Raw genomic sequence first — 18,078 nt, 5'->3', positions numbered from 1 at the left:
CCGGACGGTTTCGGTCCGGAGGGTTTGGGCCTGGATCGTGGTGCGTTGGACATCATCACATTCGAGCTATGAGGAGCGAAGCGAGCTTATGACATCGAAGGACGCCGTAAGCCATATGGCACGCGCGCTTTCCGAAGCGGAAGCCGCAGCCGCGCGCGGCGAGGTGCCGATTGGCGCCGTCATTGTCTCGCCCGACGGTCGCATTCTCGCCAGCGCAGGCAATCGCACCCGCGAGCTGAACGACCCGACCGCCCACGCCGAAGTGCTCGCCATCCGCGCCGCCTGCGCCGAATTGGCCGATGAACGCCTTATCGGCTGCAGCCTTTACGTTACGCTCGAACCCTGTCCGATGTGCGCCACGGCGATCTCCTTCGCACGCGTGAAGCGGCTCTATTACGCCGCCAGCGACCCCAAGGGCGGCGGCATCGAGCAGGGGGCGCGTATCTTCAGCCAGCCCACGTGCCATCACGCCCCCGAAATTTACCCCGGCCTCGCCGAGGCCGACGCGAGCGCGCTACTGAAAGACTTCTTCGCCGCCCGGCGTGATTGAGGCGTCTTTTGTCTCCATGTCCCACCGTCATGCCGACGAAGGTCGGCACCCAGTCAAGTATCCGCAGGGCGGTGTCTCGATTTGTCTGGATCCCGGCCTGCGCCGGGATGACGGTGTTGAAGCGAGCTTTAGAGCTTTACTACTGTTCCTTGCGGACGCGCGGCAGCAGGCGGCGTTTTCGCCGTTCAGGACGCTGGATCGTGCGCACCTCGATGTCGCTGCCCTCAAGCACCGGCAGCGTCTCGACCGACAGCACGCGCGAAAGCTGTTGCTTCAGACGCTCTTTTGCGGGCTCGGCGGCAGTTAGGATATCGTCGCATTTGAGGAAATCGAGCACCTGGAACTGGCTGGTCCCCGAATAGATCAGAATGTCCGGCTGCCGCGTCTTGAGCTTCTCTTTGATGATCGTCCGCTCGAATAGAAACGCGCTCGAAAAGAGTGCCGAGAATGCCGTCGGCGCCACGCGCCTCGGATCAGGCACAGGAGCTCCGGAAACATCGATGGCGACGACGATATCGGCTTCGGGCAGCAACAGATCGAACGGCAGCGGGTTCGTAAGCCCGCCGTCGATCAATGCGCGGCCATCCTGAATGACGGGCTGAAAAATAACCGGGAGCGCCATGCTCGCCGCGACCGCCAGACGAAGTCGTCCATCGGTGAAGACCTTCTGCTCCTGATCGTAGAAATCGGACGCCACGATCTTCAGCGGAATTTCGCAGTCGGCGAATGTTTCCTTCACCTCATTCGGAAGGATCATGTCGAGCACGGCCAGCGGATCGAGAATGGCGTTGCGCGCGCCAAAAAGGTTCAGAAACTGCGAGAACGGCTGCGCGCGACGCACGAAAAGATCGCGAATGAGCCCAAACCGCTGGGAAAGAATATAGCGCGTGTGCTCACGCAAATCGCGGCCCGAAATGCCTGACGCATACGCTGCGCCGTAGACCGCGCCGATCGAGGTTCCGGCGATAACGTTCGGCCTGATCCCGAGTTCGTCGAAGGCTTCGAGCATGGCGATATGGGCAAGTCCGCGCGCCCCGCCGCCACCGAGCGCCAGCCCGATCGTCGGTTTGCGCGCAGGGAGCTTACCGTTGCCCGCCGAAGTTTCGAGTGTCTTCGCCATGCCCCGCTGTCGTCCGATCCCGCTTACGTCTTCTGGCGTTCCAAAGCACGCCAGCCGATGTCCCTGCGATAGAAACCGCCCGGCCAGTCAATCTTGGCGATCGCCGCATAAGCAGCGTCGCGCGCATCCTTCACGGTTTTGCCGCGCCCCGTCACGTTCAGAACGCGGCCGCCGTCGGCAATGACGCGGTCTCCGTCGCGGCGCGTCCCGGCGTGGAAGATTTCGACATTCGGAACGGCTTTTGCAAGATCAAGGCCTCTTATCTCGGTGCCTTTCTGCGGCGTGCCGGGATAGCCGTTCGCTGCCATCACGACCGTCAAAGCCGCGTCATCGCTCCAGCGCATATCGAAGGATTTGAGCACGCCGTCCGTCGTCGAGAGCAATGCGGCAAGCAGATCGGATTTGAGCCGCATCATCAAAACCTGCGTCTCAGGATCGCCGAAGCGGACATTGTATTCGATGAGCTTCGGCCCCGTTGCCGTAATCATCAGGCCCGCGAACAAAACGCCCTTGAACGGCATGCCGCGCGCAGCCATTTCCTTGACCGTAGGGTTGATGATCTCTGTCATGACGCGTTCGGTCATTTCAGTCGTCATGACGGGCGCAGGCGAATAAGCCCCCATGCCGCCCGTATTGGGGCCGGTGTCGCCGTCGCCGACACGCTTGTGATCCTGCGCCGATGCAAGCGGCAGCGCCGTGACGCCATCGCACAGTGCGAAGAAGCTCGCTTCTTCGCCGACCAGAAATTCCTCGATGACGACTTCGGCGCCCGCTGCACCGAATGCGCCTCCAAGACACGCTTCGACGGCCGCGTCGGCATCGGCGCGTGTTTCCGCAATGACGACGCCTTTACCGGCCGCAAGCCCGTCCGCTTTGATCACGATCGGAACGCTCTGCGATGCCAGATACGTTTTCGCCGCGTCGAGATCCATGAAACGGCCATAAGCCGCTGTCGGAATACCGGCTTTACGGCAAAGATCTTTGGTGAAGCCTTTTGACCCTTCGAGTTGCGCCGCGCTTTTCGTCGGCCCGAAATACCGGATGCCGGCATCACCGAGCGCGTCTCCCAATCCGGCCACGAGCGGCGCTTCCGGCCCGATCACCACGAGCTCGATGCGCTCATCGCGGCAGAATTCAATGATGCTGTCCTGGTTCGCAGGATCGAGCGGAATGCATTGCGCCACCTCAGCAATTCCGGCGTTGCCCGGTGCGCAGAAGAGTTTCGTCAAGAGGGGGCTCGCGCTCAACGCCCAGGCGAGCGCATGCTCGCGGCCGCCGGAGCCGAGAAGAAGGACATTCATCAGGTCGCCTGTTGCAATCCGGTTGTCAGTGTAGCATCCCCGTGTAGCATCGGCGGCGAAACAAGCAAGACTGCCAAAGAGAACGGTAAACTCTTGAATTCCATTCCAAACACGCGCGAATCCCGTTCCGGCGCTAATGCGCCCGAATTTTCCGTTTCCGAGCTGTCAGGCGCCATCAAGCGCGCGCTGGAAGAGGGTTTTGGCTATGTGCGCCTTCGCGGCGAAATTTCGGGCTATCGCGGGCCGCACGCGTCCGGCCACTGCTATTTTGCCCTAAAGGATGACAAAGCGAAGATCGAGGCCGTCGTCTGGAAGGGCACGTTCGGCCGCCTGCGTTTCAAGCCGGAAGAAGGCATGGAAGTCGTCGCGCAAGGCAAGATCACGACGTTCCCCGGCTCATCGAAATATCAGATCGTCATTGAAGCGCTGGAACCGGCCGGCGCTGGCGCACTGATGGCGCTCTTGGAAGAACGCAAGCGCAAGTTCGCCGCGGAGGGTTTATTCGACGAAGACCGCAAGCGCCCGCGTCCGTTTTTGCCGAAGATCGTCGGCATCGTGACGTCGCCGACCGGCGCCGTCATCCGTGACATGCTGCACGGCTTCAACGAGCGTTTCCCGACGCGTGTCCTGCTTTGGCCGGTGCGTGTGCAAGGCGAAGGCAGCGCTGCGGAGGTCGCCGCCGCTATTCGTGGATTCAACGCCCTTGAAGCAGATGGCACCATCCCGCGCCCCGACGTGCTGATCGTCGCGCGCGGTGGCGGCAGCCTCGAAGATCTCTGGAGCTTCAACGAAGAGATCGTCGTGCGCGCCGTTGCCGAAAGCACAATTTCGCTCATCTCTGCTGTCGGTCACGAAACCGATTGGACCTTGATCGACCTCGTTGCCGACGCCCGTGCGCCGACGCCGACGAAGGCCGCCGAGTGGGCGGTGCCGAAGTATTCCGAGCTGATCGAAAACGTCGAAAAGCTGATGCTGCGCAAGCGGACAGCCGTGCGCCGTGCCATCGAGAGTGCCCGCACGCATCTGAAGGCCTCGGCACGTGGCCTGCCGAAGCTTCAGGATTTGGTCGCCTTGCCCCGGCAGCGTTTCGATGCCGCCGACCGCCGATTGTCACGCGCGCTGCTGGCCAACACCCGCGCCCATGCAACTAGGCTCGCCCGCGTCAGCGGCCGCCTGTCGCCTGCACCGATAGTTCAGAAGCATTCCAGATGTGCCGAGCGGCTCGATGGCCTGGAACGCCGCGCTGGACGGGCTTTACTCAATCGCGTCGCGGTGAGCCGCCGCGTTCTCGAAGGCCGTGCGGCGCTGCTCAAGTCCTTGGGCTATCAGAGCGTTCTGTCTCGCGGCTTTGCCCTCGTGCGCAATGAAGCCGGGCATATGGTGCGTCAAGCCGCCTCTCTCGTCGCTGGCGACGTTCTGAATATTGAGTTTTCCGACGGCCGGGTCGGCGCCACGGTAAACGGCTCCGACGTATCCTCCGCAACGCCTGACGTTTCCAATCCGACGTCGAGCAAAGTTAAAACGCCGCGACAAAAGTCGAGTGGGCGAGGCGGGCAAGGCTCACTATTTTAAAAGGCTTGAAGTAGATTATAGTTCGCATCCGCCCGGATTATCCGATTGCAGATGATATCGGCGGCAGAATGGGATCACGGCTCGGAAACGAATGAACCGCATCGAGAAATTTTTTGGTCTGCGCAACGAAGCTAAAATTCGCTATCTGGATGGCGAATTCGAAGTCCTGTCGCCCGGCGACTTCGTGCGCTGTGCCGTCACGGGTCAGCCGATCACCCTGCCGGATCTGCGTTATTGGAGCGTCGACGCCCAGGAAGCCTACGCCTCGCCGGAAATTTCGGTGCAGCGCTACCTTGAGCTGAAAGCCAAGGAAAACGACGACGCTCAGAACGGCTGAGCCAGCTTTCCAGTTTCTCCACCGTCGTCGTCCCGGCGCAGGCCGGGATCCAGGCAATCGAGATACCGCGCATGCGGATGCTTGACTGGGTGCCGACCTTCGCCGGCATTACCGCCCGAGCGCAGAGCGCAAGGATTGCCGCAAAATTTCAAGGCCGTCACCTTCGATCACCGTCGCAATGGCCAGCGTTTGCGAACGCTTTTTGAGATCGGCACAAAATCCTGAGCGACCACTAAGCCGGGCGAGATCCTTCTCGGTGGTCACAAGCATGGCGCCGAGACGCTCTCTATCATCGAGAAGACCGCGCGCCTCCGCCTCGCTGAACGGGTGATGATCGGTAAATGCCCGCTTTGCGACGACATCCGCGCCCGTCTGTTCCAGCGTCGAAAAAAACCGATCCGGATTGGCGATGCCAGCGAAAGCCACGACCCTTTGACCGCGAAAGCGCGCGGCGGTTTCGTCAGCTTGCGTCCGTGCGGCGATGATCGGCACATCCGTCAGCTTGCGGATCGTTCGCGCGGCGGGATTGTCGGCGTCCGCCGCGCCGCCCATCAGCATCACCAACTGCACCAGCGGTGCTTGCACGGCCAGCGGCGCGCGCAGCGGTCCGGCCGGAATAACGCGGCCGTTGCCAAATCCCCGTTGGGCATCGACGACGGCAATCGAAAGATCCTTCGCCAGCGCCGGGTTCTGCAACCCGTCGTCCATGATGATGACGGCATTGGCGGATGCCATCGCCTCGATCATCTTCGCGCCCTGACGGCGGTCGCGGGCGATGAAAGCCGGAAATGCGCGCGCGAGCAGCAACGGCTCGTCGCCAACGTCGTCGGCGCTATGATGTTCGGGATCGACGCGAAGCGGACCTTCAAGCTTGCCGCCGTAGCCGCGCGACAGAAACCGCGGCTCGCGGCCCTCGGCCGCGATCATCTTCGCCAGCAGCAACGCCAGCGGCGTCTTACCCGAGCCCCCTGCCGTGAAGTTACCGACACAGATGACGGGCAGCGGGGAGCGGTAAGGCCTGGCGTTAAGAATGCGTTGCCGTGCAATGGCGCCGACGATAGCGGCGATAGGCGAAAGCAGCGATGCTTTCCACGTTTCGCTCCGCCCGTACCACCATCTCGGTTCCGAGACGGGCACGGCTCAGGCCTGCTTCTTTTCGAGCAGAGGCTGAATGGCGCCGAGCGTTTTTGCCAGCGCGCCGCTCAGCGATTGCAGCGCAAGGTCGGCGCCGACGCGCATGCGTTTCGCCGCCGATTGGTCTTCGAGCAGCATCGTTACTTGCTTTGCGATGTCGTCGGACGAACGGACCTCGACCGCCCCCCCTTCGCGGAACAGAGCGGAATAAGCATCACGGAAATTATAGACGAATGGCCCCGTCAGTACGCACGACCCAAGCCGCACGGCTTCAATAGGATTTTGTCCGCCATGTTCCACCAGCGATCCGCCGACGAGCGCCACCGGCGAAATCGAATAGAACGCGCCAAGCTCGCCGATCGTGTCGGCAATATAGATCTCCGTGTCGCTCTCTGGTGCCGCCGAGCGCGTGCGAAGTTGCGTCCTGAGGCCAAGGCCGCCGAGCGTAGCGGCAAGCCCGCTGCCGCGTTCGGGATGCCGCGGCACGATGATCGTCAGCAGGCCGTCGATCTCGCGGCGGATCAGCGAATGTGCTGCAGCGATCATCGCGTCTTCGCCCGGATGCGTGCTCGCTGCGAGAAACAGCGGTCGTTGCCCGACAGCGTTGCGCAATGATGCCAGTGTGGCGGCATCAACAGGCGGCGGCGGTGCATCGATCTTGAGGTTGCCGGCCGTGATGACGTTCGGCGCGCCGAGCCATTTCACAGCGCGCGCGATTTGCGAGTTCTGCGCCAGCACGGCAGCGAAGCGCGAGAACAGCGGCCGTCCGACAGCGGCATATTTCCGCCAGCGGCGGATACTGCGCGGCGACATGCGCGCATTGACGAGCACCAGCGGAATATGACGCTCCGACGTGCCCAGAATGAGATTGGGCCAGATGTCCGATTCCGTGAAAATCGCCAGCGACGGCTTCCAGTGATCGAGAAAGCGCTTCACGTATTGCGGCACGTCGAGCGGCACGTATTGGTGCACGGCGCGCTCAGGCAGCCGGTTCGCGGCAATCTCGGCCGACGTCCTGGTGCCCGTCGTCAGCAGCACATGAACGTGCGGATTTGCCCCGAGAATGCTGTCGATCAACGGCAGGATGGCGTTCGTCTCGCCGACGCTCGCGGCATGTATCCACACGACCTGGCCTTCGGGCCGCGGCCTGCCTGCGAAGCCCAGCCGCTCGCCGCGCCGGTCCGGATCTTCCTTGCCGCGCTTGCCGCGCAAGTTCAGTAGCAGCGGCACGGCCGGCCGCAACACCGCCGTTCCAAGGCGATAGGTCTTCAGAGCCATCCCCGGCGCCGGAGGTGTTTCCGCAGCGAGCACATCGAGTGGCGTTGCCCGTGTGATATCGGCCCCCGCGAGTTCGTAAGCCCGTAGAGTAGCGGCATTGAGCGCAGTCTCCAGTTCGAGACGCTTGGCTTCCACATCCTCGTCCGTCGCTGTGCCCGGAACAATGATAGGATCACCGGCGACCGCTGCCAACCGCGAGAACGGCAGATTGATCGTCAGCCTGCTCCAGGTATCGAAGGATGCGAACCGATTTGTTGCCACCGCAATAGGCACGATCGGCCGTCCCGACATTTTCGCGATGGCGATGATGCCGGCGCCCGCCTCCCGCGCCGGTCCCGGCGGCACGTCCGCGGTCATGACGACCGACGAGCCGTCCAAAAGAGCCTGCAACGACGATCTGAGCGCCGATGCTCCGCCCCGATCCTTTTTTCGGTAGCCGGCGCCCGCGCCGCGAATCAGCTGAACGTCGATGGCCTGGAGCGTTTCGCTAATGATTTCCGCGTCGCCGTGGCGTGCGACCATTGCTGCAATTTTCACATTCTCCGGCCGCAGCGTTGCAACCATCATGAACTGGCCGTGCCAACACGCCGCAATGCACGGATGCGCCTCGCTAAGACGCTTCATCAGGTCCGGCGGTTCGTGGATAACGGTCGAGGATTTGGCAACGAGCCGAATGATACGAGCAGCGGTTTGTCCGCCTAGCCGCATAAGCTGCTTATTGATTTTGGCCATGCGAGCAGGGGCTGCCTTAATTGTGAGGTAAGCGGAAGGTTGTGCGCGACGCAGGACGTGGTTCTTCAAGCCCCTTGCAGCACGTTGCTATAGCGAATAACTAGCAAGTTCAATTGCGAACGGGCGTGGCTTTTTATGGCGTTTTGTAAACGAACATGATCCCCCGAGCCGTCGCTGGTGAAATTATAGAAGGGCTGCCCGCTAATCGGGAGCATCGAGACAACTCCTGATGGCAAGCCTCCTTAAGCAGGCAAAACGCGGATTGCGACGCAAGAGCGGTGCGCTATTGCATAATGCGGTGCACGCCTCGCCACCCTGGATGCGTTCCAGATTTGCGCCGGCGCTTTGTTACGCTGAGATGCTATTTATCGATTATGGCATCGTTCGCATCCTATATAACAATCGCCATCACATCTCCAAAGACGTCTGGCGTTCCGCACAACCTGCTCCGCACCACATTTCCTGGGCCGCGCGGCGAGGAATCCGAACTGTCGTCAATCTACGCGGGCCTGAGCAGTCTTTCGGGACGCGCTGGCTGGAGCAGCGGGCGTGCACGCGTCACGGCATCGCCCTCGCGGACTTGCGGTTGCGTTCGCGCGCCGCGCCGACGCGCGCCGAGTTCCAGTCGATCAAGGATCTGCTGGAAAAGGTCGAATTTCCGATTCTGGTGCACTGCAAGTCGGGTGCCGACCGCGCCGGCCTGATGAGCGTCATGGTGCGTCATATCCACGACGGTGTTCCGATTCGCGAAGCCGTTGACCAGCTTTCGTTTCGCTACGGACACATCCGGAGTGCCGACACCGGAGTGATTGATGCGGTCTTCGATCGTTATCTCGAAGCCGAGGCACAGACAGGCATCGGCTTCTGGGATTGGGTCAACACCGTTTATGACGCCCGCGAGGTCAGCACGACGTTCAAGGCGCGCGGCTGGGCCAACCGCCTCGTCAATGGCATCCTTCGCCGCGAGTAGCTTCGCGCCGACTGGCATCGGCATTATGCGATATCAATTGGCGATCATCGCCTGCGGACCGCTCGCCGAGCGGTTGAGCCGCGCATAAGAACCGTTTCGCGCAATCAATTCTGAATGCCTGCCGCGTTCGACGATGCGGCCGCCGTCCATCACGCAAATGACGTCGGCATTCTGTACCGTTGAAAGCCGATGCGCGATGACGAGCGTCGTGCGCGAGCGGGTGAATTTCGCCAGCGCTTCCTGCACGAGCTGCTCGCTCTCGTTATCGAGCGCGCTCGTCGCTTCGTCGAGCAGCAGGATCGGCGCATTCTTCAGGATCGCGCGCGCTAACGCCAAACGCTGACGTTGTCCGCCCGAAAGTCGGCTGCCGCGATCGCCGATGATCGTCTTGTAGCCGTCGGGCAGCGTCATGATGAAGTCGTGCGCGGCAGCGGCCTTCGCAGCTTCAATGATATCGGCCTCGCTCGCGCCGAGCCGCCCGAGGCGGATGTTCGCTTCGATCGTATCGTCGAAAAGCGTGATGTCCTGACTGACGATCGCGATCTGATCGCGCAGCGATTTGAGGGTGACATCCATGACGTCCTGGCCGTCGATCAGGATCTGCCCTTCAGTCGCGTCAAAGAGCCGGGGCACGAGGTTGATGATCGTCGATTTTCCGGCGCCCGAGCGGCCCACGAGCGCGATCGTCGATCCGCCCGGCACGTCGAGCGTGAACCCATGCACGGCCCGTTCCTCGGACGTCTTGTCGTAGGCGAACGAGACGTTGCGGAACGCGATTTCGCCTTTTGAAATAGCAAGCGTCTTCGCGCCGGGCTTGTCCGTGATCGACGGCAGTTCGTCGATGAGGCCGTAGAAACTTTCCGCGGCGGCAAGGCCTTCCTGCAGGCGCCCCGTTAAATTGCCGAGCGATTTGATCGGCTGCGCGGCCATCATTAGCGCCGTCACGAAACCCATGAAATCGCCGACCGAAGAGATGCCCTGCGAAATGCGCAAATATGCGAAGCCCACGACGCCCGCAATCGCAACGCCGCCCAGAACCTCAAGGATCGGATCCATCCTCGCCCGCGTCCGGACGGACTTCATCCGCAGCGAATAGATCTGCTCGAACATCGAATCGAGCCGGTCGGCGGCATAGTTTTCGAGCTGAAACGATTTGATCAGCCGGGCGCCGGAAAGCTTCTCAGTCAGCAGCGATGTCATGTCGCCGAGGCCACTTTGCGTCTGCTTGGCGACGCGACGCAGCCGATGACTGATCGAGGCAACGGGAATGGCGGCCAGCGGATAGACGCCCAACACGATGAGCGTCATCGCCCAGTCGAGATAGAGCATCGCAATGACGAGCGCGATGACCGAAAACGTATCGCGGAAGATCGAGTTCAGCGTCGCCGTCAGCGCGCTCTGAATGAAACCGATGTCGTTCGTCAGCCGCGACATAAGCCGCCCCGGCGTCTCGCGCGAGAGGCGCGCGAAATCGGCGTTGATGAGATGACGGAACGCCATCTTCTGCATGTCCGAGGTCATGCGCAGCACGAACCGGCTTGTCGCAACCGCCTGCAGAAACAGCAACGTCGCACGCGCGAGCGTGATTCCGACGATGGCAACCAGAACGTAGGGCAGGGCGCCGGGCTTGCCGCCCATCAACAGATCGAACGATTTCTTGATGACGCCCGGATAGCCGCCTGTGACGGCAGCGAGGCAGGTCGTGAGGAAAAGCGTCCAGGCGAGCTGCCAGCGACGCGGCCATACCCAATCGCGCACGAACCGCGCAAGCAGCGCGCGCGAGGCGGCATCGAGCCGGAGCTTCGGCCGCGGTTTCTTCTCGGCTTTCTTCAGGAGATCCGTCACGTCGCGGCAGTTGTCGGCTGTGAGAAGTCGAGCATCCGATGCAGCGGAACGACGAAATAGCGCATCATGGCGTTGTCGACGGAGCGCTGGGCCGCGCTTTTCCAGGCAGCGTAAGCTGACGGATAGTCGGGGAAGATGCCGACGACATCCAGACTGTCGGGTTCGCGGAATTCGTGGCCGTTCAGGGTTTTCAGTTCACCGCCGAACACGAGGTGCAGAAGCTGAGGCGCAGACTCGGGTGAAGATGTGGACTTGGACATGGACGGCTGTCGACTCCTGAAGGTTGCTCCCGCGAGATTCCTAGAAACCGCGTCGTTCCGGGACCGTCAACGGCGCAAACCGTCCGCCATGGCCCGGGAAAGTCGCGAATTCAGAATAAGTATTTGTTTACGCTATTTATTAAGCCGATCGGAAGAAAATTCTGCCAGTATGACAATCAATGCCCGTCTTGAGCGGCTCGAAAAGTCAACAGTGAGACCGAATAGCGCGGCGTGAGGTGTCCCTTCTCACGCCGCGTTATTTTTTTGCATTCAGCTAAGGCCCGCGAACCACGACAGGGCCATATCCGCGACAAGCCCCGCGAGCAGCGCCAGCCCGACGTCGCGATTGGACTTGAAGCGGCGCAGGCAGTTGGCCGGATCGTCGATATCGAGCGTCGAGACCTGCCACGACATCTGCAGGAAAACCAAAACCACGGCGAGGAAGTAAACGAGGTGGGCGGCCGCGAGCGCACCCGCAACGAGCCACATCACGCCCGCCAGCGCATACATGCCGCCGACGAAAGAAACCGTGTCCTCGCCGAACTTCAACGCCGTCGAGCCCAGCCCGAGCAGCGCGTCGTCTTCCTTGTCCTGATGCGCATAGATCGTGTCGTAACCGACCGTCCAGAACACGCAGCCCGCATAGAGCGCCAGGGCAGGCAACCCGATTGAACCTTTGATCGCCGCCCAGCCGACGAGCGCTCCCCAGTTGAACGCCAGCCCGAGAACGATCTGTGGATAAGACGTCACCCGTTTCGCGAACGGATAAACGGCAACGATCAGCAGCGACGCGATCGCCAGCCAGATCGTGAAGCTATTGAACTGCACGAGCACGGCGAGGCCGACGAGGGCCGAGATGATGATGAACGCAAGCGCAGCCGCCGGTGAGATCTGCCCGGACGCCAGCGGCCGGCTGGCCGTTCGTTGCACACGGGCGTCGATATCGCGGTCGACGTAATCGTTATAGGCGCAGCCCGAGGCGCGCATCGCCAGCGCACCGATGGCGAACAGCAGGACATAGGTGAGATCGGGATAGTGGTCGCCTGAGTTCACCTGCGCCAGCGCTTGCGACCAAAGGCAGGGGAAAAGCAGCAGCCACGTGCCGATCGGGCGATCGAATCGCCCAAGCCGAAGGAACGGCCGCCAGGATGCCGGAGCCCAGCGATCGACCCAGTTTTTCGGCGGTGCATCGGCAACACTTGCTGGCGGCTCGGGCGAAATCGCGGCACCCATCGTCAACTTCAGTTTCTCCTTAGCCTAATCCGCAAGACCTATCCGGCCTCCGTCATTGAAGCAACACGACCATCCGATTGCGATGAATTTGACTGCGCGCGCGGCTTCGATAAGACCGCACCATGGCCATCAGAGACTTGACCTCAGAACGACTGTTTGTTGACGCCGATCTCGCCCCAGGCGGGCGCGTCGAGCTGGAGCCCGCGCAAGCCCATTACCTGACGGCGGTATTGCGGCTGAAGCTCGGCGCCCGGCTCCTGGTCTTCAACGGCCGGCACGGTGAGTGGGTTGCGAGCCTCAGCGAAACCCACAAGCGCGGCGGTGCTCTGACCGTTGACGACCAAGCGCGGCCACAGGAAAGCGGCCCGGACGTCGATTATCTTTTCGCTCCGCTAAAGCGTTCCCGGCTCGATTACATGGTCCAGAAGGCAACCGAGATGGGGGTCGCTCGGCTGCGGCCTGTGATCACGGAGCGGACCATCGCCGAGAGGGTTAACAGCGAGCGTATGCAGGCCAACGTCATCGAGGCGGCCGAGCAGTGCGGCGTCCTTCGAGTACCCGAAGTTCAGACGCCAGTCAGGCTCGACGACGTTTTGGATGCCTGGGATGCCAGCCGACGCATCGTGTTTTGTGATGAGCAGGATCAGGAAAACGACCCTATTGCGACTCTGCAAAAGCTCGAACCGGGCCCGCTCGCCGTCCTGGTCGGCCCGGAAGGCGGGTTTTCGCCACGCGAGCGCGAGCGCCTCGTCAGCAAGACATTCGTGACGCCGCTGTCGCTCGGCCCGAGAATCATGCGCGCCGACACCGCTGCCGTCGCAGTTCTGGCGCTTGTCAATGCCACACTTGGGGATTGGCGCCGCGACTAGGGTGACGCAGCCGAACCTATTGCCGTCCCCCTCGCACCTCGCCATAAGGCTCAAGCTGCGGGTCTGCCCGCGTCGGAATAGGAAGCTGGGCCGCTCGGGCATGTCGACACGAGAACAAGGTGCTGCCAGCGCGGCGATTGAGACGCGCGACGATCTCGTGCGCTGGATCGCAGCGGGCGAGAAGCCGAAGGTCGATTGGCGTATTGGCACCGAGCACGAGAAATTCGTCTTTCGCACCGTCACGCTGAAGCCGGTGCCTTACGGCGGTTCGGATGGCATCCGCGCGCTGATGGAAGCGCTCATCCAGTGCTATGGTTGGGTCGCCATCAAGGAAGGCGACAACATCATCGCCTTGAAGCGGCCCGAGGGCGAGAAGGGCGGTACGATCAGTTTGGAGCCCGGCGGCCAGTTCGAGCTTTCCGGTCAGCCGCTCGAAACGCTGCATGAAACCGCGGACGAAACGGACGAGCACCTGCGCGAAGTCCTCCGCGTCGGCGAAGATCTCGCCATCGGTTTTCTCGGCGTCGGCTTCACGCCGAAGTGGCGTCTCGATGAGATCCCGATGATGCCGAAGAAGCGCTATCAGGTCATGGCGCACTACATGCCAACCGTCGGCAGCCGTGGTCTCGACATGATGTTCCGGACCGCGACCATTCAGGTGAACCTCGATTTCGCCTCCGAAGCCGACATGGTGAAAAAGCTGCGCGTCTCGCTGGCGCTGCAGCCAATCGCAACGGCGCTGTTCGCGTCTTCGCCCTTCACCGAAGGCAAGCCGAACGGTTATCAGTCGATGCGCAGCGCCGTCTGGCTCGATACCGACAAGCGGCGCACCGGCATGCTGCCCTTCGCATTCGAAGACGGTATGGGCTACGAGCGTTACGTCGATTATGCCCTCGATGTGCCGATGTATTTCGTCTACCGCGACGGCAATTACATCGACGTCGCTGGGTCTTCGTTCCGCGATTTCATGGCGGGCCGCCTGAAGGGCTTCGAAGGCGAGCTACCAACCATCGACGACTGGGCGGATCATCTCACCACGCTTTTTCCGGAAGTTCGCCTCAAACGTTTTCTAGAAATGCGTGGTGCGGATGGTGGGCGCTGGGGGACGATTACCGCGCTTCCCGCGTTCTGGACCGGAATCCTTTATGACGAAGACGCGCTCGCTCAGGCCTGGGAGCTGGTTCGCGATTGGAGCGAAGAAGAACGCGAAGCTCTGCGTGTCGGCGTTCCGAAAACAGGGCTCGCGACCCCGTTTCGTACCGAGACGGTAAGGACGTTGGCGTTGCGGGTATTGCGCATTTCGCGCACCGGTCTCAAAAATCGGCGTCGCATCAACGCTAAGAATCAGGACGAAACGATTTATCTGGCACCGCTTGAGAAAATTGCCGGCAATGGCCAGACGGTTTCTGATGAGCTGCTTCGGCGCTATTCGGGGGAATGGCAGAACAATATTGATCATATTTTCGAAGAGCTTGCGTTCTGACCGCGCCCCTCGACAGCGCGCGGTTCAGCGCGTGTTCATGGTCGGCGCATTAGCCTCCCCGGTTTGCTTAGGACCAGCCGCCCAGCACCTAGGCCAGGTTTGAGGAGGCGGTACGTGTCGCGGTTGCGGTTGGCATCGATGAGGATGGGGGGGATGGCTGTTCTGGCTGTCCTGATCTTCTTCGCCTTTGCCGGAAACGCAGCGAAGGCCGACCCTTGTGCCATAGCCTGCCGCTCGCAGCACAACGCCTGCCGCATGGCGACCAAGCTTTTGTATACGCCGCGCTGCGACGCACAACTGCAAGCCTGCATCAGCCAGTGTTTCTCCGCCGGACGGTTCAATCGTGGCATTCGCGAAGGCCGCGGACCTGACGATTTCCGTGATCACCGTGGCCCTCCTCCGCCGCCGGAAATGAGGGAGCCGCCAGAGCGACGCGGCCCGCCACGCGATTTCCGCGACCCGAGAGGTCCGCGCTGGCTCGGCGGAACCGGGCGTTGGGGCAGCTTTCGCTGACCCATCAATGGCTGTGGTCGCTGGCGTGCGGCCATATTGCCGGTCGCGAACACACGTGCGAGGATGCTTAACGCTGTTGAGCGGCGCCGAACGGCTGTCGTCCGCGACCTCGAAACAGCACCCTGAAGACCAACGTGGAGACGAACGACGATGCCGCATATCGAGCTGCCTGAGCCCGATGCCGGCGTCATCCGCCGCTTGCCGATCCTGGTGGAAGGCTTGAAAGCGCGCGTCGGCAAAGACCTTCTGATCCTCGACGAGGAAGGCCGCCGCGCCTACGAGACGGATGCCTTCACCGCCTACCGCCGCGTGCCGATGCTCGTCGTGCTGCCGCGCACCACCGAGGAAGTCTCCAAGATCCTGAAGTTTTGCCACGAAAACGACGTCAAAGTTATTCCGCGCGGCGCCGGAACATCGCTCTGCGGCGGCTCGCTGCCGACGGAAGATTCTATCGTTCTCTGTATCTCGAAGATGAACCGCGTCATCGAGATCGACGGCGCCAATCGCATCGCGCGTGTCGAAGCCGGCATTACCAATCTGCAGATTACGGCGCAGGTCTCCAAGCAAGGTTTCTTCTATGCGCCGGACCCGTCGTCGCAATTGGCCTGTTCGCTCGCAGGCAACATCGCGATGAACTCTGGTGGTGCGCACTGCCTGAAGTACGGCGTCACGACGCACAACATTCTCGGCGTGAAGATGGTCCTGATCGACGGTACCATCGTCGAGATCGGCGGCACGACGCTCGAACGCAACGGCTATGACCTGTTGAGCTACGTCATCGGTTCTGAAGGTCAGCTCGGTGTCATAACCGAGGCGACGGTGAAGCTCGTCCCCGCACCGGAAGGCGCCCGTCCGATGATGATCGGCTTCCGCTCGCCGGAAGCCGCAGGCAGTTGCGTGTCGGCCATCATCGCCGCCGGCATCATTCCGGTCGCCATCGAATACATGGATCGCGCGGCCATCGAAGTTTGCGAAGCATTCGCGGGCGCCGGTTACCCGCTCGACGTTGAAGCTTTGCTCATCGTCGAGGTGGAAGGTTCCGAAAGTGAGATCGGCATCCTCTTGGGCCGCGTCGCCGAAATCGCAGCCCGCTTCGATCCCAAGACAGTCAAGATCAGCGCCGATCCCGAGCAAAGCGCCCGCATCTGGGCGGGCCGTAAGGCGGCGTTCGGCGCCATTGGCCGCGTCGCCGATTACCTTTGCATGGACGGCACCATTCCGCTCGGGCAGCTTCCGCACTGCTTGACGCGTATCAACCAGATCTGCGCCGAATACGGCCTGAAGGTCGCCAACATCTTCCACGCCGGTGACGGCAATCTGCATCCGCTCGTTCTCTACGACGCCAACGATCCCGAACAGGCCGACAAGGCCGAGCTGGCGGGAGAAGCTATCCTAAAGCTCTGCGTCGAACTCGGCGGCTGTCTCACGGGTGAACATGGCGTCGGCATCGAGAAGCGCGAGCTGATGGCGACGCAATTTTCGCAGACGGATCTGATGGTCCAGATGCGCGTTAAAACCGTCTTCGACCCGACGTGGCGGCTCAACCAGGCGAAGGTTTTCCCGCTCGCCTATACCGACGTCATGCGCGCCGGAAATGCCGCAAGCGCGCCCGAGGCCGCCTAGGAGATCATTGGCTGTGAGCGAACTTTGGCGTCCCGCCGCCGAGTGGGAATTGCAATCCATGATCGCCAAGCTCGTGCGCGAGCAGCGCGGCATCGAAGTCGTCGGTCATGGCGCGCTTCGCAACACCGGCCGCGTCGCGAAATCCGATGTCGTGCTGACGACGTCGGGCCTGAAAGGCATCACGCTCTACGAGCCGACCGAACTCGTCATGTCGGCGCGCTCCGGCACGCCGCTTTACGAAATCGAAGCAGTGTTGGCGGCGCGCGGCCAGATGCTGGCGTTTGAGCCGATCGACCTCGGTCCGGCGACAGGGGCTCCAGGAGGCGCGCTGTCGATCGGGGGCGTCTTCGCCACGAACTTCTCCGGCTCACGCCGTATTTCGGCTGGTAGCGCGCGCGATAACCTCTTGGGCGTGCGCGCCGTCAACGGTCGCGGCGAGCTGTTTAAGTCAGGCGGACGCGTGATGAAGAACGTCACGGGATTGGACGTCGCGCGCGGCCTGACCGGAAGCTGGGGCACCCTCGCCGTTATGACGGAACTGACGTTCAAGGTCGCGCCGATCCCGCAAACGATGCAGACGTTGGCGTTTGTCGGCCTGCCTGACGATCTCGCCATCGAAGCGCTGAACGTCGCGCTGAGTACGCCGCTGGAGGTTTCCGGCGCCGTCCATCTTCCGAAGAACTGTGCCGCGCGCCTCCGAACGCCGAAGCTGAGAGGCCTAGACCAGTCATTGACGCTGCTACGACTTGAAACGTTTGCGGCCACCATCGATGAGCGCAAGGAAAAGCTGAAGGCTGCGCTCAAGGTCTACGGCGCGCCAGTCGAACTCGATTCCGAAGATTCGTTCGGTCTCTGGAGCGAATTTCGCGCGCTGTCGATCATGCCTTTCTCGACCGAGACCGCGTTGTGGCGTATTTCGTCATTACCGACGAAGGCCGCCGAGATCGTCTTCGCGATTCAGAAATTCATGCCAGCCGTTGCCTTCTACGATTGGTCGGGCGGCATGATCTGGCTGGAAGTCCCAGCCGCCGCCGACGCAGGCGCTGCCGACGTGCGCCGCGCCGTCGCCGTTCGCGACGGTCATGCAACCTTGGTCCGCGCCGAACCCGAGGTTCGCAGCAGCGTCGACGTGTTCGAGCCGTTGAAGCCCGAGATCGAGCGATTGACACGTGGCATCAAGTCGGCGTTCGATCCTGCGGGCCTTCTCAATCGCGGCCGCATGTACGCCAGTTTCTAGAAAAATAAGCCCGGCAGTCAG

The 18,078-nt window shown here is 61.9% G+C and carries 15 protein-coding genes; 8 read left to right on the top strand and 7 right to left on the bottom strand.

Features of this window, described 5'->3' with window-relative positions; all coding sequences use genetic code 11:
* The first annotated feature begins 88 nt into the window (after nucleotides 1-88).
* On the top strand, nucleotides 89-550 hold the full coding sequence (locus HYP802_RS0119650) for a nucleoside deaminase (RefSeq protein WP_013949435.1): 462 nt from the start codon (nucleotides 89-91) through the stop codon (nucleotides 548-550).
* Between the two features lie 139 nt (nucleotides 551-689).
* Here the strand turns inward: HYP802_RS0119650 and HYP802_RS0119645 are convergent, their stop codons facing one another.
* Together HYP802_RS0119645 and purD are read right to left on the bottom strand one after the other, a co-directional pair.
* The gene (locus tag HYP802_RS0119645) at nucleotides 690-1,670 is read right to left on the bottom strand and encodes a patatin-like phospholipase family protein (RefSeq protein WP_013949434.1); all 981 of its coding nucleotides are present in this window, start codon (nucleotides 1,668-1,670) and stop codon (nucleotides 690-692) included.
* A 23-nt stretch (nucleotides 1,671-1,693) separates the two neighbouring features.
* The gene (gene purD / locus HYP802_RS0119640; protein WP_013949433.1) at nucleotides 1,694-2,971 is read right to left on the bottom strand and encodes a phosphoribosylamine--glycine ligase; all 1,278 of its coding nucleotides are present in this window, start codon (nucleotides 2,969-2,971) and stop codon (nucleotides 1,694-1,696) included.
* Between the two features lie 93 nt (nucleotides 2,972-3,064).
* Here purD and xseA point away from each other — a divergent pair, with 93 nt between their 5' ends.
* Nucleotides 3,065-4,543, top strand: a complete 1,479-nt coding sequence (xseA, locus tag HYP802_RS0119635) for an exodeoxyribonuclease VII large subunit (RefSeq protein ID WP_024276382.1) — start codon at nucleotides 3,065-3,067, stop codon at nucleotides 4,541-4,543.
* A gap of 91 nt (nucleotides 4,544-4,634) precedes the next feature.
* Nucleotides 4,635-4,880 carry a DUF2093 domain-containing protein gene (locus HYP802_RS0119630; RefSeq protein ID WP_013949431.1) on the top strand — a complete coding sequence of 82 codons (246 nt, stop codon included), beginning with the start codon at nucleotides 4,635-4,637 and terminating at the stop codon, nucleotides 4,878-4,880.
* A 108-nt stretch (nucleotides 4,881-4,988) separates the two neighbouring features.
* Here the strand turns inward: HYP802_RS0119630 and lpxK are convergent, their stop codons facing one another.
* Together lpxK and HYP802_RS23060 are read right to left on the bottom strand one after the other, a co-directional pair.
* Complete coding sequence (gene lpxK, locus HYP802_RS0119625; protein WP_013949430.1) at nucleotides 4,989-6,017, bottom strand: tetraacyldisaccharide 4'-kinase; 1,029 nt, start codon at nucleotides 6,015-6,017, stop codon at nucleotides 4,989-4,991.
* 3 nt (nucleotides 6,018-6,020) lie between these two features.
* The gene (locus HYP802_RS23060; RefSeq protein ID WP_013949429.1) at nucleotides 6,021-8,024 is read right to left on the bottom strand and encodes a glycosyltransferase N-terminal domain-containing protein; all 2,004 of its coding nucleotides are present in this window, start codon (nucleotides 8,022-8,024) and stop codon (nucleotides 6,021-6,023) included.
* A 229-nt stretch (nucleotides 8,025-8,253) separates the two neighbouring features.
* Between HYP802_RS23060 and HYP802_RS0119615 the strand changes: the two genes are divergently transcribed.
* Nucleotides 8,254-8,994 (top strand): sulfur transferase domain-containing protein, encoded by a 741-nt coding sequence (locus HYP802_RS0119615; protein WP_013949427.1) that lies wholly within the window; start codon nucleotides 8,254-8,256, stop codon nucleotides 8,992-8,994.
* 33 nt (nucleotides 8,995-9,027) lie between these two features.
* Here the strand turns inward: HYP802_RS0119615 and HYP802_RS0119610 are convergent, their stop codons facing one another.
* The 3 genes from HYP802_RS0119610 to ubiA all read right to left on the bottom strand — a co-directional run bounded on the left by HYP802_RS0119610 (nucleotide 9,028) and on the right by ubiA (nucleotide 12,332).
* Complete coding sequence (locus HYP802_RS0119610; RefSeq protein ID WP_013949426.1) at nucleotides 9,028-10,839, bottom strand: ABC transporter transmembrane domain-containing protein; 1,812 nt, start codon at nucleotides 10,837-10,839, stop codon at nucleotides 9,028-9,030.
* Nucleotides 10,836-11,099, bottom strand: coding sequence for a DUF4170 domain-containing protein (locus tag HYP802_RS0119605; protein ID WP_013949425.1), 264 nt, complete (start codon nucleotides 11,097-11,099; stop codon nucleotides 10,836-10,838). Before HYP802_RS0119605 ends, HYP802_RS0119610 begins: the two co-directional genes overlap by 4 nt.
* A gap of 270 nt (nucleotides 11,100-11,369) precedes the next feature.
* On the bottom strand, nucleotides 11,370-12,332 hold the full coding sequence (gene ubiA, locus HYP802_RS0119600) for a 4-hydroxybenzoate octaprenyltransferase (RefSeq protein WP_024276381.1): 963 nt from the start codon (nucleotides 12,330-12,332) through the stop codon (nucleotides 11,370-11,372).
* A gap of 122 nt (nucleotides 12,333-12,454) precedes the next feature.
* On the opposite strand from ubiA, the gene HYP802_RS0119595 reads away from it, so the two are divergent.
* From HYP802_RS0119595 to HYP802_RS0119575, 4 genes are all read left to right on the top strand, one after another.
* Nucleotides 12,455-13,201, top strand: coding sequence for a 16S rRNA (uracil(1498)-N(3))-methyltransferase (locus tag HYP802_RS0119595; protein WP_024276380.1), 747 nt, complete (start codon nucleotides 12,455-12,457; stop codon nucleotides 13,199-13,201).
* Nucleotides 13,202-13,301: 100 nt separating this feature from the next.
* On the top strand, nucleotides 13,302-14,684 hold the full coding sequence (locus HYP802_RS0119590; RefSeq protein ID WP_024276379.1) for a glutamate--cysteine ligase: 1,383 nt from the start codon (nucleotides 13,302-13,304) through the stop codon (nucleotides 14,682-14,684).
* 663 nt (nucleotides 14,685-15,347) lie between these two features.
* Nucleotides 15,348-16,820, top strand: coding sequence for an FAD-linked oxidase C-terminal domain-containing protein (locus HYP802_RS0119580; RefSeq protein WP_013949420.1), 1,473 nt, complete (start codon nucleotides 15,348-15,350; stop codon nucleotides 16,818-16,820).
* Nucleotides 16,821-16,833: 13 nt separating this feature from the next.
* On the top strand, nucleotides 16,834-18,057 hold the full coding sequence (locus HYP802_RS0119575; protein ID WP_024276377.1) for an FAD-binding protein: 1,224 nt from the start codon (nucleotides 16,834-16,836) through the stop codon (nucleotides 18,055-18,057).
* Nucleotides 18,058-18,078 lie beyond the last annotated feature (21 nt).

Source organism: Hyphomicrobium sp. 802 (assembly GCF_000526135.1).
Classification (GTDB): Bacteria; Pseudomonadota; Alphaproteobacteria; order Rhizobiales; family Hyphomicrobiaceae; genus Hyphomicrobium_B.
The sequence above is the reverse complement of the archived record's forward strand: the minus strand, read 5'-3'. Positions and strand labels throughout refer to the sequence as shown.

What these genes read in the sequence shown, in the direction of transcription:
- HYP802_RS0119605 (WP_013949425.1), bottom strand. Translation starts at nt 11,099, where the DNA reads ATGTCCAAGTCCACATCTTCACCCGAGTCTGCGCCTCAGCTTCTGCAC.
- HYP802_RS0119630 (WP_013949431.1), top strand. Translation starts at nt 4,635, where the DNA reads ATGAACCGCATCGAGAAATTTTTTGGTCTGCGCAACGAAGCTAAAATT.
- HYP802_RS23060 (WP_013949429.1), bottom strand. Translation starts at nt 8,024, where the DNA reads ATGGCCAAAATCAATAAGCAGCTTATGCGGCTAGGCGGACAAACCGCT.
- ubiA (WP_024276381.1), bottom strand. Translation starts at nt 12,332, where the DNA reads ATGGGTGCCGCGATTTCGCCCGAGCCGCCAGCAAGTGTTGCCGATGCA.
- HYP802_RS0119650 (WP_013949435.1), top strand. Translation starts at nt 89, where the DNA reads ATGACATCGAAGGACGCCGTAAGCCATATGGCACGCGCGCTTTCCGAA.
- purD (WP_013949433.1), bottom strand. Translation starts at nt 2,971, where the DNA reads ATGAATGTCCTTCTTCTCGGCTCCGGCGGCCGCGAGCATGCGCTCGCC.
- HYP802_RS0119595 (WP_024276380.1), top strand. Translation starts at nt 12,455, where the DNA reads ATGGCCATCAGAGACTTGACCTCAGAACGACTGTTTGTTGACGCCGAT.
- HYP802_RS0119590 (WP_024276379.1), top strand. Translation starts at nt 13,302, where the DNA reads ATGTCGACACGAGAACAAGGTGCTGCCAGCGCGGCGATTGAGACGCGC.
- HYP802_RS0119645 (WP_013949434.1), bottom strand. Translation starts at nt 1,670, where the DNA reads ATGGCGAAGACACTCGAAACTTCGGCGGGCAACGGTAAGCTCCCTGCG.
- HYP802_RS0119615 (WP_013949427.1), top strand. Translation starts at nt 8,254, where the DNA reads ATGGCAAGCCTCCTTAAGCAGGCAAAACGCGGATTGCGACGCAAGAGC.
- HYP802_RS0119580 (WP_013949420.1), top strand. Translation starts at nt 15,348, where the DNA reads ATGCCGCATATCGAGCTGCCTGAGCCCGATGCCGGCGTCATCCGCCGC.